Annotated in this window: 11 protein-coding genes; 10 read left to right on the top strand and 1 reads right to left on the bottom strand. The window is 38.9% G+C overall.

The genetic code is table 11. The features are described 5' to 3' along the window. Positions 1-151: 151 nt before the first annotated feature. Positions 152-1,231, top strand: a complete 1,080-nt coding sequence (locus tag BVU_RS00360; protein WP_005842980.1) for a BF3164 family lipoprotein — start codon at positions 152-154, stop codon at positions 1,229-1,231. A 763-nt stretch (positions 1,232-1,994) separates the two neighbouring features. On the opposite strand, the gene BVU_RS00355 is transcribed toward BVU_RS00360, so the two are convergent. Beyond that, the gene (locus BVU_RS00355; RefSeq protein WP_005851092.1) at positions 1,995-2,993 is read right to left on the bottom strand and encodes a winged helix-turn-helix domain-containing protein; all 999 of its coding nucleotides are present in this window, start codon (positions 2,991-2,993) and stop codon (positions 1,995-1,997) included. Between the two features lie 253 nt (positions 2,994-3,246). Here BVU_RS00355 and BVU_RS00350 point away from each other — a divergent pair, with 253 nt between their 5' ends. The 9 genes from BVU_RS00350 to BVU_RS00315 all read left to right on the top strand — a co-directional run bounded on the left by BVU_RS00350 (position 3,247) and on the right by BVU_RS00315 (position 13,391). Next, on the top strand, positions 3,247-3,468 hold the full coding sequence (locus tag BVU_RS00350; protein ID WP_005842976.1) for an NVEALA domain-containing protein: 222 nt from the start codon (positions 3,247-3,249) through the stop codon (positions 3,466-3,468). Positions 3,469-3,471: 3 nt separating this feature from the next. Next, on the top strand, positions 3,472-4,338 hold the full coding sequence (locus BVU_RS00345; RefSeq protein WP_005842974.1) for a DUF1573 domain-containing protein: 867 nt from the start codon (positions 3,472-3,474) through the stop codon (positions 4,336-4,338). A 241-nt stretch (positions 4,339-4,579) separates the two neighbouring features. Then, complete coding sequence (locus tag BVU_RS21125) at positions 4,580-4,828, top strand: NVEALA domain-containing protein (protein WP_008670225.1); 249 nt, start codon at positions 4,580-4,582, stop codon at positions 4,826-4,828. An 88-nt stretch (positions 4,829-4,916) separates the two neighbouring features. Further along, on the top strand, positions 4,917-6,011 hold the full coding sequence (locus tag BVU_RS00340; protein WP_011964611.1) for a 6-bladed beta-propeller: 1,095 nt from the start codon (positions 4,917-4,919) through the stop codon (positions 6,009-6,011). A gap of 279 nt (positions 6,012-6,290) precedes the next feature. After that, a complete protein-coding gene (locus BVU_RS00335; protein ID WP_032946443.1) occupies positions 6,291-8,195 on the top strand; it encodes a hypothetical protein in 1,905 nt (634 codons plus the stop codon). Positions 8,196-8,203: 8 nt separating this feature from the next. After that, positions 8,204-9,106, top strand: a complete 903-nt coding sequence (gene lepB, locus BVU_RS00330) for a signal peptidase I (RefSeq protein ID WP_011964609.1) — start codon at positions 8,204-8,206, stop codon at positions 9,104-9,106. Position 9,107: 1 nt separating this feature from the next. Further along, positions 9,108-10,619: a transglutaminase-like domain-containing protein gene (locus BVU_RS00325; RefSeq protein ID WP_011964608.1), complete on the top strand. Its 1,512-nt coding sequence runs from the start codon at positions 9,108-9,110 to the stop codon at positions 10,617-10,619. Positions 10,620-10,621: 2 nt separating this feature from the next. Continuing rightward, on the top strand, positions 10,622-12,271 hold the full coding sequence (locus BVU_RS00320; RefSeq protein ID WP_011964607.1) for an O-antigen ligase family protein: 1,650 nt from the start codon (positions 10,622-10,624) through the stop codon (positions 12,269-12,271). A 52-nt stretch (positions 12,272-12,323) separates the two neighbouring features. After that, entirely contained in the window at positions 12,324-13,391 is a 1,068-nt protein-coding gene (locus BVU_RS00315) for an efflux RND transporter periplasmic adaptor subunit (protein ID WP_011964606.1), read from the top strand. Positions 13,392-13,395: the final 4 nt, after the last annotated feature.

Below are 13,395 nucleotides of genomic sequence, written 5' to 3'. Positions count from 1 at the left end.
ATGAAATGGGAAGAAATGAAAATCTACTCGTGAAAAAGAGATGTCTATGACGAATCTAAAATGAAGATTTAAGGTAAATCTAAGGTCGTTTCTTCTTGTTTTTATGAATAGTTTGTTTACTTTGTGCCAGATAAGTAAATATAGAAATCAAATGAAAAACAAACAACTATTATGCGTTTTATTCCCTTTGTTGGTGGCGTGTACCGGGCAACGCCACCAACAGCAGGTATCCAGTGAGTCAATCATAGAAGAAGCGGTGCGGAAGGGAGAAGTTCTGAAAGGGGAGATTGTTCCCATTGATACGGCTCTGTTCCGGTATGCCTATCGTATGCGTGTACAGGGTGACAAGGCGGTGATATTGGATTTGCACAATGCCGATTACTATTATCATGTATTTACTTATCCCGATTTTCAATATCAGTCTTCTTTTGGAAAGCGTGGGGAAGGTCCGGGTGAGTCCATTTATGCGGCGAATATCCGTTTTGCAGGGCAGGACACGGTGTGGGTGCTTGATGACGGCAAGGGCAGGATGTATCAATATAGCGGTATAGCCGGGGGGAAAACTCCCAAACAGGAAAAGGATATTTTGTTGGATAAGCGCTTGTTCCGTTCCCTTGATTTTGATTTGAAGGATGCCTCTACTGTTGTTATCCCCGATTATTCCGGTGAGAACCGTTTCAGTTGGGCTTCACTCTCTTCCGGCGAATTGCTTCGTAAATCCGAGCAGATACCTGTGTCCGATCCGGAACTGTTGAGAGAAAGTGCGCCTGCTGTGGCTCAAGGCTGGAACAGTTTTGTATCATTCAGTCCTGATAAGAAGATATTGGTTTCTGTCACTCAGTTTGGAGATAGGCTCGATATTTATAGCATGGCTTCACAAAAGCATATAGGAGAATTGGGTGGGGATGGTGAACCCCAATTTAAAGTGAGTCCTGAAGGGTATGGACTTCCGGCGGGGAGAATCTGTTATTATGATGTGCAGGTGACTGACCAATACATTTATACCATTTATGACGGTCGTAAATTTAAGGATATTATGAAGTTGGCCGATGCCTATCAGCAGGGTGGTAAAATATTACGTATATCCACCCACGAGGGCGATGTGGTGAAAACCTATGTATTGGATCGTCCTATTGCCGGTATTTATGTAGATGAGGCTGCCGGTATGTTATTCGGTTTGGATGTCAATGCTGACGAGCAGATAGTGAAATTTCCCCTTGAATTGGAATAGAGGAAGTTTTGAAAAGAAATCACCGTGTTATCCTATAATGGCGGATAATTTATTGTAGTGTATGGTTGGAAAAACATAAGTTCGTTTTCCGAAAAGAACCGGATCTTTTTTAAAAAGAACAGGGCCTTTTTTAAAAAGGTTCTAGTGTTTTATGAGCTGGACTGTCTGCTTATACCAATTTAGAATTCATGCGTTTTTTCTTTCAAATCCTTCATCCTTATGTAAGATGTTAGTTCTTAGCTGATTATAATGACGGATTTGTACCCGGAAAGCTTCAGCCAAAAAAAATCCTTCAGGGTGAAGGAATATGGATGATTTTCAAGTTTGCTTTCATAGAGTTTAAAAGTGAGAATTATCTGTCACACTGTCACAGTACTAATTATTTTGCTGAAAAACAGGTTGTTAAGATGTGACAGATAGCGTGACGGAGAGTGTGACAGATAAAAGTCTGTCACAGTGTTATTGTCCTGCACTGCATTGTCCTGTGGCCTATAATGAATGAATCAGAATATAGTAACGAGAATCTCTTTGTTTCCCGTGTATTACAGTGTGTTCCACTGTTTGGTACAATTAATTTTATATGGTGGAACAAATAGTTTTATATGGTGGAATATTTAGTTTTACCTTGATGAAATAAATTATTCCACCTTAATGAAACAACTCGTTCCGCTGTGAGAAATGCTTTGTTCCTGCTGCGGTGGGTTGGTGATTTTAAGTAAGATTGTATACCTTATGTATGCTTATTATTGGAAATAGGAGCTATTCATTCGTTTGAGGAGATAACCAGTCGGTATCCTCCTTTTTCTGTCACTATCTGATATTCGGGAAAGTCCTTGAGTGAGGATTTAAGTGTGGAGATATGACTATATATTTTATTTTCGGGATTGTTATCTTTCGGCCAGAAAGCATTTTTAATATCTTCTTTAGTCAAAAGATGCTTGGGCGTTTTGATAAACAGTTCCAGCAGATTGAAATCTGCCGGTGCTATGTGGCAAAGCCGGTCGCCAATATATAGTTTCTTGCTTTCCAACTTTAAAGTCATTTTCCCCAATTGTATGTAGTCCGGATTGTCAGGAATTTCTTCACATGGTATGCAGTCCGGATTGGCGGGAGTTTCTTTTTCCTGTGGTTTTTTCAGAAATGACAGAGACACCCATATCAAGACAATGAAATAAGCAATGATACTCCATAACACTTTTGGAGTGGTATGTTTTACTATTTCTGTCCAATGAATCATAGCCCATGCCTGTACGCCGGCGGTTCTTTTAGCGTCTATTGCTTGTACAGGGGTGACAAGAGCTTTCTGGAAAGAGATTGAATCATTGTCACTGAATACCTTTTTCTTGTTGTAGCGGTAAATGATTCCCGTCTTAGCGGCGGAAACTCCATTCTTTTCCCATTCTTCTTGGAAGATCTTATTGAAATTGTCTGGATTGACGGGGATAATCCTTGTCATCACATACTGGTTGGCCAGTTGGGTAGCCAGTGACTCATGGGTGCTGTCTTCAAAATAAATGATTTCTAGACTATCACCGTATTCTATTTGGACACCTTTTACCTTTCTGCCTAAAGGGCGATAACTAACAAGTATTTTGTTTAATCGTTCCTGATAATCAATATTGATTGCTTCACGTAGGCTGTCCTTCATTGTTATCAGAGCATTTGCCTTTTCATCTTTAAAAGCAACATAACATAGCAGGATGAATACAATCCATCCCAATGCAATAAAGCTAAACTTGAATAAGTTTGTCGGTATTTTCATGTTTCTTGTTCATGTTAGAGATTGCAAAGATACGCATATTTATAAAAAAGGAACTTATAAGTTAAAGAAAGAATATGATTTAATTGGATGAACCTTATGATTTGGAGATCAGGGCATTAAAATAATCCTTCCGATGAAATGGGGATTTTTTGAATCTTAAGAAAACTTTAAGGTCACCTTAAGATCAATTTAAGGGAAAAAATTTGCGTGCCCGATAGATGTTCTCTACCTTCACACAAAAAATGATAAACCAATGAAAAAAGTATTTGTATTATTTACCGTTGTTATGCTAATGGCGGTAATGGCTTGGGAAAAGCAATCCGGAAAGCCGGTAGAGAGTGAGTTTCTTTTAGATAATGTGGAAGCATTGGCTGCAGGAGAATTTGGACGTGATATATGTCTGGGTAGTGGGAATGTGACTTGCAGTACTGGAGAAAAAGTAGAGTGCGTAATTAGACCTTTTGGCTTGGATTAATCAATGAGATACCTTTGTCTATTACTATGTGTTTTTGCTCTTTTTTCCTCCTGCAAGGAATCAGAAAAAGATAAAATCGCTCGTTTGGTTGAGGAATGGGAAGGGAAAGAAATTCTCTTTCCTGCCCATTCCTTTTTTACTATTCAAGGGAAGGATACAGTGGACTTTTCTTTAGCGGATGCGGATTATAAGGTAGTGACTTATATCGATTCTGTAGGCTGTACTAGTTGTAAGTTACAATTGCTTCGCTGGAAGCTGTTTATGCAGGAAGTTGATTCAACGTTGAACCGTCCGGTTCCCTTTGTCTTCTATTTCCATCCGAAAGATATGAAAGAACTGCGTTATATTACCCGTCGTGATGCATTTGTCTATCCTGTTTGTTTCGATGAAAAGGACGATTTTAACCGATTGAACCACTTTCCGGATGAAATGACTTTCCAGACATTTCTATTGGATAAAGACAACAGGGTGGCGGCTATAGGCAATCCTGTTCACAATCCAAAGGTGAAGGAACTTTATTTGAAAGTATTGACAGGTGGTGAAGTTGTAAAAGCGGAAACACCGATAACGAAAGTCAGTCTGGACGTAACAAGCATAGACTTCGGTTCATTTCCTCAGTCGGAGAAGCAGGAACGCAAGTTCACACTGACCAATACGGGACAGCATGTACTGGTGATATACGATGTCATCACTTCCTGTGGATGTACCAAGGTAAACTATAATAAGGAGGGTGTTCGTCCGGGAGAAAAAGCGGAACTGACCGTGATTTATGAAGCCGAAAAGGCTGAGCATTTCAGTAAGACGGTTACCATTTATTGCAATGCAGATAATTCTCCACTTCGTTTGAAGGTAACGGGGAATGCTGAATAAAGGATGAAGTATGAATCAATGGGAGTAAAAAGCGGATGGAAAGAAATTCATTTTCTTTGCCGAAAGTCGATTCTTTCCACCCTGTGGCTCTCTCCTAAAAGAAAAGGAGGTTAAGTCCGATGTAAAAGTAGTGTAAATAATCAGAATAAGCAAGCGGTATTTTTGTTTTTTCTGCGGTGGAGTTCTTTCCGAGAATAAGATGAAAATATGAATAATAATAATTTTTTTTACTAGAAATAAGATGAAGAAGAATATTTTGAAGGCAACTTTGGTTGTTGCGTTTGCTTTGATAGCAGGAATGAATGTGTATAATGCTCAGCAATCGGATGTAATGTCTGATTTGGCTTTGGCTAATGTGGAAGCGTTGGCTAGTGGTGAATCTTCGACAACAAATAGATACCAAACTATGGGGTATTGTGCACCATTAAACATGAATTATATGTGTACTTCAAGACGAACTGCAGAAAGTTGTCGAAGGCCGTGCAGATAAAATGAGAGTATTATGATATAAATTTGAAACAGCTCCAATTCATATACTCCATTGGATTGGAGCTTATTTTAACTTTAAATTCTATATAATGAAAAAGTTGATATTAATATTTTTCCCATTTCTTTTTGTTTCATGTAGTGTAAAACATAAAAAAACATTTGATTATATTTTTAATAAAACTGAAGCAATCACACTTGAGCAAAGCAAATTGACTTTGAGTAAGGATATAACCGTTCTCAGTTTTTCAGATTCTAGTATGGTCGATCGTAATTCATCTATAATTAAAGTTGACAGTGGTTGGATTGTATATTCAAAAAATTCAGAATCATCTATACTTAGCTTTACTAGTGATGGACAGTTTTCCGGTTATATCGGACACAGGGGAAATGGCCCTGGTGAATATACTAGCGTCTATGATGTCGTTGTTAATCAGAAAAGTAAAGTTTTAGAGGTCCTATCAGATGGAGGAATTTTTTGTTATACTTTTGGGGGAGATTTCTTAGACAAGAAGGAGGTTACTTATCCTGCGTTTTCTTTTGCCATAGATGATAGGCAGAATTATTGGTTTTATGTAGGTAACAACACCACGTATGGCGATGCTAAAATGATTTGTACAGATGAAAATATCGCCAATGTGGCATATTATCTTCATCAAAAGTCTAATATGCTTCCGATGGTAGAGAATAATTTTGGAAGAAATGGAGAATGGTTGACGTTTCATGAGTCGCTAAATCATGATTTGTATACGATAGAAAATGGGAAATTGGACTTATCATATGCTATGGACTTTCCTAATTATAAGCTGCCTAAGAAATTACATGAATTATCGGGCATGGAAGTTATAGAAGAATTGCAGCGTTCTAACTATGCATCTATTATAAATTATCTGGAAAATCATGATTATATATTTTTAAATGTTTTATTGAACAATGAAGGTGAACGAATCCCAGAGGTTTATTATTGGATTATTAGTAAGAATTTGCAAGAGGAAGTTATCATCAAAATTGATGGTGGAATTTCTGCAGAATCCTATTTGTTTAATACTCAGTATTTGTCTAATGATAATAAATTATATTGTTTGGGGTATATATGGGAAAATAAGGATGTGGAATCCTTTGAGGAAAATTTAAATCCTTCTGTAGTAGCACTTGAATTTAATGAACTATTTAGTAAAGTACGATGACAAATATAGTATCTTTATTTTATTGTAAGTGTGAATCCTTATTCTCTCCTTTTCTGAAAATAAGATGAAGTAACTAATTATTGAAACTAAAAATATCAATTGAGTCTGATTCTTCAGACTGGTTGAAATGTAGTTTTACTCAGGTACATAATTTAATTCCTGTGTTTTAGATTGTATCAGATAGCGGGAAGAATAAGGTGTGTTTTGAGTTTAGTTTTAATTTATGTTTTCGCAGGGGTAAATTATACTATTCCACCAAATTAACAAATGAATAATATTATGTTCTTAGCAAGACTCCTTGTCCTTTTTTCATTAGTATGTATCTCTTGTGCCCACTCTTCTTTTGAGCAGAAACAATTGAAACATGCTTTAGATTTTGCTACTTCTAATCGTTTGGAATTGGAGATACTGCTTCAGCATTATACCTATGATTCTTTAAAATTGGAAGCGGCTAAATTTTTGATACGGAATATGCCTCATTGCTATTCCTACCAACAGGGAGGTGAAATGGATAGTGTGAAGCGTGTACGTACTTATTATAGTCCTTTCGGACAAATAGACCAGACTTATGCCAGACGTTGGGGGCATTATACCTATCGTAATCTTCCTAAAATATATGATGCCCATATTATCACAGCCGAATACTTGATAGACAATATAGACCGTGCTTTTGATAATTGGCAGAAACGTCCATGGAACCGTTCTCTTTCATTTGAAGATTTTTGTGAATACTTGTTGCCTTATCGTATAGGGGATGAACCGCTGGAAGAATGGCGTGAACTTTATGAAAAGAAATATGGATATTTATTAGATTCCATATATAAAGGCAGTGATGTGGTGGAGGCCGCGAATTTGGTAAGCAGGCATCTACAAGAACCTGTCTTTATTTATTGTGAAGACTTTGAACTGCCTCATATCGGTCCCAGATATTTATTCAGCCATCGATATGGTAGTTGCGTGGATGCGGCGGATATAGTGACTTATGCATTTCGGGCTGTCGGCATTCCTTGTATGGAAGATACGGATGCCAGAGGGGGACATGTGTGGAATGTTGTTCGTGACACGACAGGGCGCGATGTACCTATTTGGTATATAGCTTCGGAGGCTGTAAGGGGGAGTAGGGATACGGGAGGGTATAAACGTGGCAAGGTTTACAGGCCCATGTATGGTTTTCAAGAAGAAAAGGCAGCACATCTGGGAGATGATTGGAAATCAATGCCGCTTTTATTCTATCACCCTTATATGAAAGATGTCAGTTATGCATATTATCCGGATACGTTACGCATACTTACCGGTATTCCTGATGATGAGGTTTGTTATCTGGCCCATTTCCACGAAGCGCATTGGTGGAGTTGTGCCTGTGCACGTTCGGCAAGCGGCAAGATGGAAATACCTAATCTAGAATCGGAACTGGTATATCTTCCCATGAAATATACCAAAGGCAATTATTATCCTTCCGGCTTCCCCTTTTGGTTTGCAGGTGGAGAAATAAATACGTTTCTTCCGGATTGGGAGAAAACAGTAAAGGTTCGTTTGTATAGAAAATATCCGGTATATGGTTGGTTGCGCAGCTTTATGAGCCATGTGGTGGGAGGTACTTTTGAGGGAAGTATGACGAAAGACTTTGAAGATGGAAAGAGATTATATGAGATAGCGGATACTCCCGTGATAGCAAGGAATAGAATCTTCCTGAATAAGCCGGTTAAGTGCCGTTACATAAGATATAAGGCTGACAATGATAAATATGCGGAATTGGCAGAAATGACATTTTATGCCAATGGAAAGGCTGTTTCTCCGATAGCGGTTTGGGGGAGTCCTACGGAAAAAGGAAATATACATGTGCTGGCAAAGCATGTGGCGGATGGTGATCCTCTTTCTTATTATTTGTCTTTAGACAAAGGAGGGGAGGTTGTTGTTGATTTGGGTGGGGCTTCAGTAATAGATTGTCTGGAGTATATGCCCCGGAATGACGACAATTTTATTTCTCCGGGTGATACTTATGAGTTATTCTGTCATGCCGGTACTGAAGGATGGAAGAGTTTGGGAAAACAGCGGGCTGATACTACCTGTTTGGACTGGATTGTGCCGGACAATGCATTGTTCTGGTTGCGCGATCTGACCCGTGGGCGTGAAGAACATATTTTCTTTATGCAGAACGGGCGGCAGAAATTTCCAACCTTTTAAGATTTAAAATGAGGTATATAAAGAAATACATAGGCGTTTTATATAACTTGCTGGTTTGTGTGACCGGAGGGAGTTTGTTAATGATGATTATTTGGTTGTTATTACAGATATTTGTTTTTGCCTCATTTGCCATACCTTCTGACTCCATGGAGCCGGTTCTGATACCGGGTGACTATGTGCTTGTCAATAAAATGTTGAAAGGACCACGTATATTCAGCCTTGGTGATGCCCGGCAACATAAGCCGCTACACATCGATCGTTTGAAGGGATTCAGTGAATTTCAACGCAATGAGGTATTGGTCTTTAATTTCCCTTATCCGGAACGATGGGACAGTATAGGGTTTAACCTGATGCTTTATTATGTAAAGAGGTGTATCGCATTGCCGGGTGATACTGTTGAAATAAGGGACACCCGATATAGGGTCAGAGGTTATGATAAGGAATTAGGAAATATAGTTTCACAAAACAGTTTGGCGCATTTTTTGGAGAAACCGAGGAATGTGGAGAAAATGATACAGGAAAATTGTTTTTTTGCTTATCCCGGTGATACCATCTTAAAATGGAGTATTAAAGATTTTGGTCCTTTTTATCTTCCTTCCCGTGGGGATACTATTGTGATGGATGATAAACATTATTTGCTTTATCGCAATCTTATAGAATGGGAGCAACAAGATAAATTAATAGCAAGTAACGGACATTTTTATTTAAATGGGCGGGAAGTGGAGCATTATGTTTTTATGCACAATTATTATTTCATGGGTGGTGATAATTGTTATAATTCTCAGGACTCGCGCTATTGGGGGCCTTTGCCGGAGGAATATATTGTAGGAAAGGCGACATTGATATGGAAGTCTAAGAATGGAGTGACGGATGAAATACGTATGGACAGGATATTTAAAAAGATAAAGTAGTATGAGAGTTTGTGGTGTATATTTTGTTTTTGTAATTCTTCTTTCTGCTTGTACGAATGGAGTAAGTCATTTGGATATTGCTTTGCAGCAGGCTAAACATAATAAAGCGGAGTTGGAAAAAGTGTTGAAGCATTTTAAACATGATAGCTTGAAATACCGTGCTGCCTGTTTTTTGATTGAAAATATGCCTGGTAAATATTCAATACTCCCTTATGATTCGTTGGATAGATATAAGAACTTTTTGAAGATTATCCCACAAAATGATCCTATAAGTTGGGATGTGCGATATTCTAAGATTTGGCATGGATTTGATTCTATTTCTAAACGACAGTTGGCAGGTTTTAGTAAGATTGAAGATATAAAAGTTATAACGGGAGATTATTTAATAAAAAATATTGAATATGCTTTTAAAATATGGGAGAATGGAAAAATAAAAGATTACTGTTCATTTGATGAATTCTGTCATTATATTTTGCCTTACCGTATAGACCATGAGCCATTATCGAATTGGCGCGAGGAAGGTTTTCAAAAGTTTGGTCATTTATTGGATTCTTTAATGTCTCCACGAGAATTGGCCCTTCGTATCATAAAATTAGGTGGAATGCGTTATAATATAGGAATGACTAAATATCCTTATAAACAGTCTTATGCTGAAATGCTACAGACCCGTTGGGGTACTTGTGATGATATGGCGGCATTTTTAGCTTTGTCTTTACGTGCCATTGGAATCCCTGCTTCTATTGATTATGTTCCGGCATGGGCTAATAGGAGTTCTTCGCATTGTTGGAATGTGGTGAAAGATGCTACTGGTGATTTTATAGAAGTGGGATATGGCCCTGAAGGAAAAAATGAAGTTGTATACAAGATTTCTAAGATTTATAGGAAAAAATATGATATTCCACTATGTGACGTTACATCCGAATATGCTATGCCTCTTTCTGATTTAACCTTTAGAGTGCCTTCACAGAAAGATAAACAATTAATCAGTCTTTGTACTTTTAATAATCATGACTGGGTTCCTGTTGCTTTATCAAAGGTGATGAATGGAAGTGTTTTGTTTGAATCAGTCGGGAGAGGAATTTTATGGGGAGATAATCAAATAAGAACTTATTTAAACGAAGGAAAGGGGATCGTTTTCTTAGCATTTATCAGCCAAAATGGGCGGTTGAATAATAAACCTATAGGGTTTCCTATAATTCTTTTAGAAGATGGAACCATAAAAGAGCTGTGTGCTAGTACAGAAAAAGAAAGTATTATACTTTACCGTAAATACCCATATTATGGAAGTAATAATGCAATAATACATGATAGTAATGAAATATGTGTCGATAATGAATATGAATTGTTCTATTGGAATATGAAATGGATTAGTTTAGGGCGAAAATTAGCAGTCGACAATAAACTTCATTATGATGATGTGCCTAAAGGCGCTTTATTGTGGTTAAAAAATCATACTCAAGGAAAAGAAGAGCGGATTTTTACATACGAAGACGGGAAACAAGTTTGGTGGTAGAAATGGAAAATAAATGGCTGAAATATGGAATAGCATTGGTGGCAGGCATACCGGTTGCGTTGTGTCTCAGCGTGGTGTGTTGTAGTACGTCTTCACTGTCATCCGATATTTTGGCGGATGACTGGCGGTGGATGTATGCCTGTGGAGTTCTTTCATCGGCAGCTTTTGCCCTGTTGATATTTCTTTTTCCGGCACGGATTAAGGAATGTCTTTCGGCTGTCGTTTCATGGGTGTTTATTCTATACGGAGGAATGGAAGCCGTGTGGGGCATCCGTCAGGTATATGGCTTTACCTATTCCAACCATTCTCTCTATGCTTTGACCGGTTCATTCTATAATCCCGGTCCTTATTCAGGCTACCTTGCCATGATATTCCCTATCTGCCTGTATGAATGGTTAAAGCGGAAAGAGGGTAAGAAAACCATACCTTATTATGTTGCTTTAGCTGTCATGCTATTGATTCTTTGTGTGTTGCCTGCCGGAATGAGCCGCTCGGCATGGATAGCTGCGGCGGTCTCTTCCATTTATGTTTGTGGTATGCACTATAAGATGGAAATTCAGCATTATATCAGGCATCATCGTAAGCAGGCAGTGTCTTTTGCCATAGTAACCTTTATTTTGGGCGGTATAGCATTGGGTGGCATTTATCAAATGAAAAAGGATTCGGCAGACGGCCGTCTGTTTATGTGGAAAATTGCTGCCCAAGCTGTCAGTGAGCACCCATGGACAGGATGCGGATGGAACAGTGTTCCGGCTGCTTACGGACAAGCGCAGGAGAATTATTTTGCAGCCGGAAATTATACGGCAACGGAGGAACTTGTGGCAGGTGCTCCCGAATATGTTTTCAATGAATATCTGCAAGTAGCCATTGCCTGGGGAATACCTGTGCTTTGCATCGGGTTGTTGATACTAGGTGGGAGCATGTACATAGGTCATAAACAAGGCATCTATGGACTATGCGGCGCATTGCTATCTTTAGCGGTATTTGCGTTTTCTTCTTATCCACTACAATTTCCAGCGTTTGTTTCGGCTTTGATTATATTAGTATTAGCTTGCGGTATCCGTGTTCTTCCTTTAGAGAAAGTTTGGCCTCGCATTTTGTTTACTGTTTTATTGTTAATCGGAAGCTATGGCTGTTTCTGTAAATATCAGCAGAAATCCAAGACTGTAGAAGCTTGTAAGCAATGGACCAAAAGCCGTATGTTTTACCACTCGGGAGCTTACCGGCAAGCAGTAGAAAGTTATGCTGAAATTCAGAAAGAAATGAAAGGGAATGCTCGCTTTATGTTTGAGTATGGCCATGCCTTGCATAAACTGCATGAACCCGAACTGTCTAACAAGGTACTGAAAGAGGCCTTGAAAGTGAGTGGCGATCCCATGATACTAAATATTATCGGGAAAAATGAACAGGAAATGAAGCACTATGATAGTGCGGAATATTGGTTCATGCGTGCTGTCCATCGGTTACCCGGACGAATTTATCCTTATTATCTATTGGCTCATTTATATGCGGAACCGGCTTTTTATCAGTGTGACAAATTGGAGCAGATGGTACAGACGGTATTGGAGAAAGAACCGAAAATTCAATCTACCGCTATCAAGCAGATGAGACGGAAAGCACGGGAACTATTGAAAAAAGTACCCGAAAATTAGTTTTTTCAAAATAAAAAGTTTTTATTTGTTATAGATATCACAAAATATGATCATGAAATTACACATATTTGCATCAGGCTTATTATTAGCCGTTTCTTTCACTGCCTGCTCGGGAGAAAAAAAGGAAACAACGGAAAAAGAAGGGGTGGAAACAGTTCTTCCTTCTTTACCCAATGAGGTGACGGTGATGCCGCTGAAAAAGCAGGTTTTCAATCATGAATTGATCAGTAACGGGAAAGTGACGGCACAGGATTATGCCGACCTGTATTTTCGTACCTCGGAAGTGGTGGCGAATATCTGGGTAAAGAACGGGGATATAGTGCGGAAAGGTCAAAAAATAGCCCAATTGGATTTGTTTAAGTTGAACAATACGTTGGTACAGAATAAAAATAGTTTGGCACAGGCTACCCTGGAGATGCAGGATGTGTTGATAGGACAAGGATATGCTCCCGATAATCTGAAGGTGATACCTGCTGATGTGCTGGAACTGGCAAAAGTAAAAAGCGGGTATGAGCAGAGCAAAGCTCAATATGAATCTGCTCAATATGATATGGAACAAGCTACGTTGACTGCTCCTTTCGATGGAGTGATTGCCAACCTCTTTGAAAAGAGATATAATATGCCCAAAACTTCCGAGCCTTTCTGCCGGGTAATCAATGCCGGAAATATGGAGGTGGATTTCACCGTACTTGAAAATGAGCTGCCATTGCTGAAAGTGGGGGATAAGGTGGAGATTACTCCTTATGCATCGGCAGCAGGGGTGCGCCAGGGAAGTATCAGTGAGATTAATCCGCTGGTGGACGAGAATGGAATGGTACGGATAAAGGCGAGAGTGAACGGGAGTAATAAATTGTTCGACGGCATGAATGTAAGGGTAAGCGTGAAGCGTTCTGTGGGCGAACAACTGGTTATCCCCAAAACGGCGGTTGTACTACGTTCCGGCAAACAGGTGGTATTTACACTGAAAGAGGGTAAAGCTATGTGGAACTATGTGCATACGGGATTGGAGAATATGGAGGAATATACTGTCACAGACGGACTGGAAGAAGGTATGGAGGTGATAACTACCGGAAATGTGAATCTGGCTCATGAAGCACCGGTGAGGGTGATTAAAAATTAAAAGT

Source organism: Phocaeicola vulgatus ATCC 8482, assembly GCF_000012825.1.
Lineage (GTDB): Bacteria > Bacteroidota > Bacteroidia > Bacteroidales > Bacteroidaceae > Phocaeicola > Phocaeicola vulgatus.
The sequence above is the reverse complement of the archived record's forward strand: the minus strand, read 5'-3'. Positions and strand labels throughout refer to the sequence as shown.

Bases quoted from the DNA above. Each gene is read 5' to 3' on its own strand.
- BVU_RS00360 (WP_005842980.1), top strand. From the start codon at position 152: ATGAAAAACAAACAACTATTATGCGTTTTATTCCCTTTGTTGGTGGCG.
- BVU_RS00355 (WP_005851092.1), bottom strand. From the start codon at position 2,993: ATGAAAATACCGACAAACTTATTCAAGTTTAGCTTTATTGCATTGGGA.
- BVU_RS00350 (WP_005842976.1), top strand. From the start codon at position 3,247: ATGAAAAAAGTATTTGTATTATTTACCGTTGTTATGCTAATGGCGGTA.
- BVU_RS00345 (WP_005842974.1), top strand. From the start codon at position 3,472: ATGAGATACCTTTGTCTATTACTATGTGTTTTTGCTCTTTTTTCCTCC.
- BVU_RS21125 (WP_008670225.1), top strand. From the start codon at position 4,580: ATGAAGAAGAATATTTTGAAGGCAACTTTGGTTGTTGCGTTTGCTTTG.
- BVU_RS00340 (WP_011964611.1), top strand. From the start codon at position 4,917: ATGAAAAAGTTGATATTAATATTTTTCCCATTTCTTTTTGTTTCATGT.
- BVU_RS00335 (WP_032946443.1), top strand. From the start codon at position 6,291: ATGTTCTTAGCAAGACTCCTTGTCCTTTTTTCATTAGTATGTATCTCT.
- lepB (WP_011964609.1), top strand. From the start codon at position 8,204: ATGAGGTATATAAAGAAATACATAGGCGTTTTATATAACTTGCTGGTT.
- BVU_RS00325 (WP_011964608.1), top strand. From the start codon at position 9,108: ATGAGAGTTTGTGGTGTATATTTTGTTTTTGTAATTCTTCTTTCTGCT.
- BVU_RS00320 (WP_011964607.1), top strand. From the start codon at position 10,622: ATGGAAAATAAATGGCTGAAATATGGAATAGCATTGGTGGCAGGCATA.
- BVU_RS00315 (WP_011964606.1), top strand. From the start codon at position 12,324: ATGAAATTACACATATTTGCATCAGGCTTATTATTAGCCGTTTCTTTC.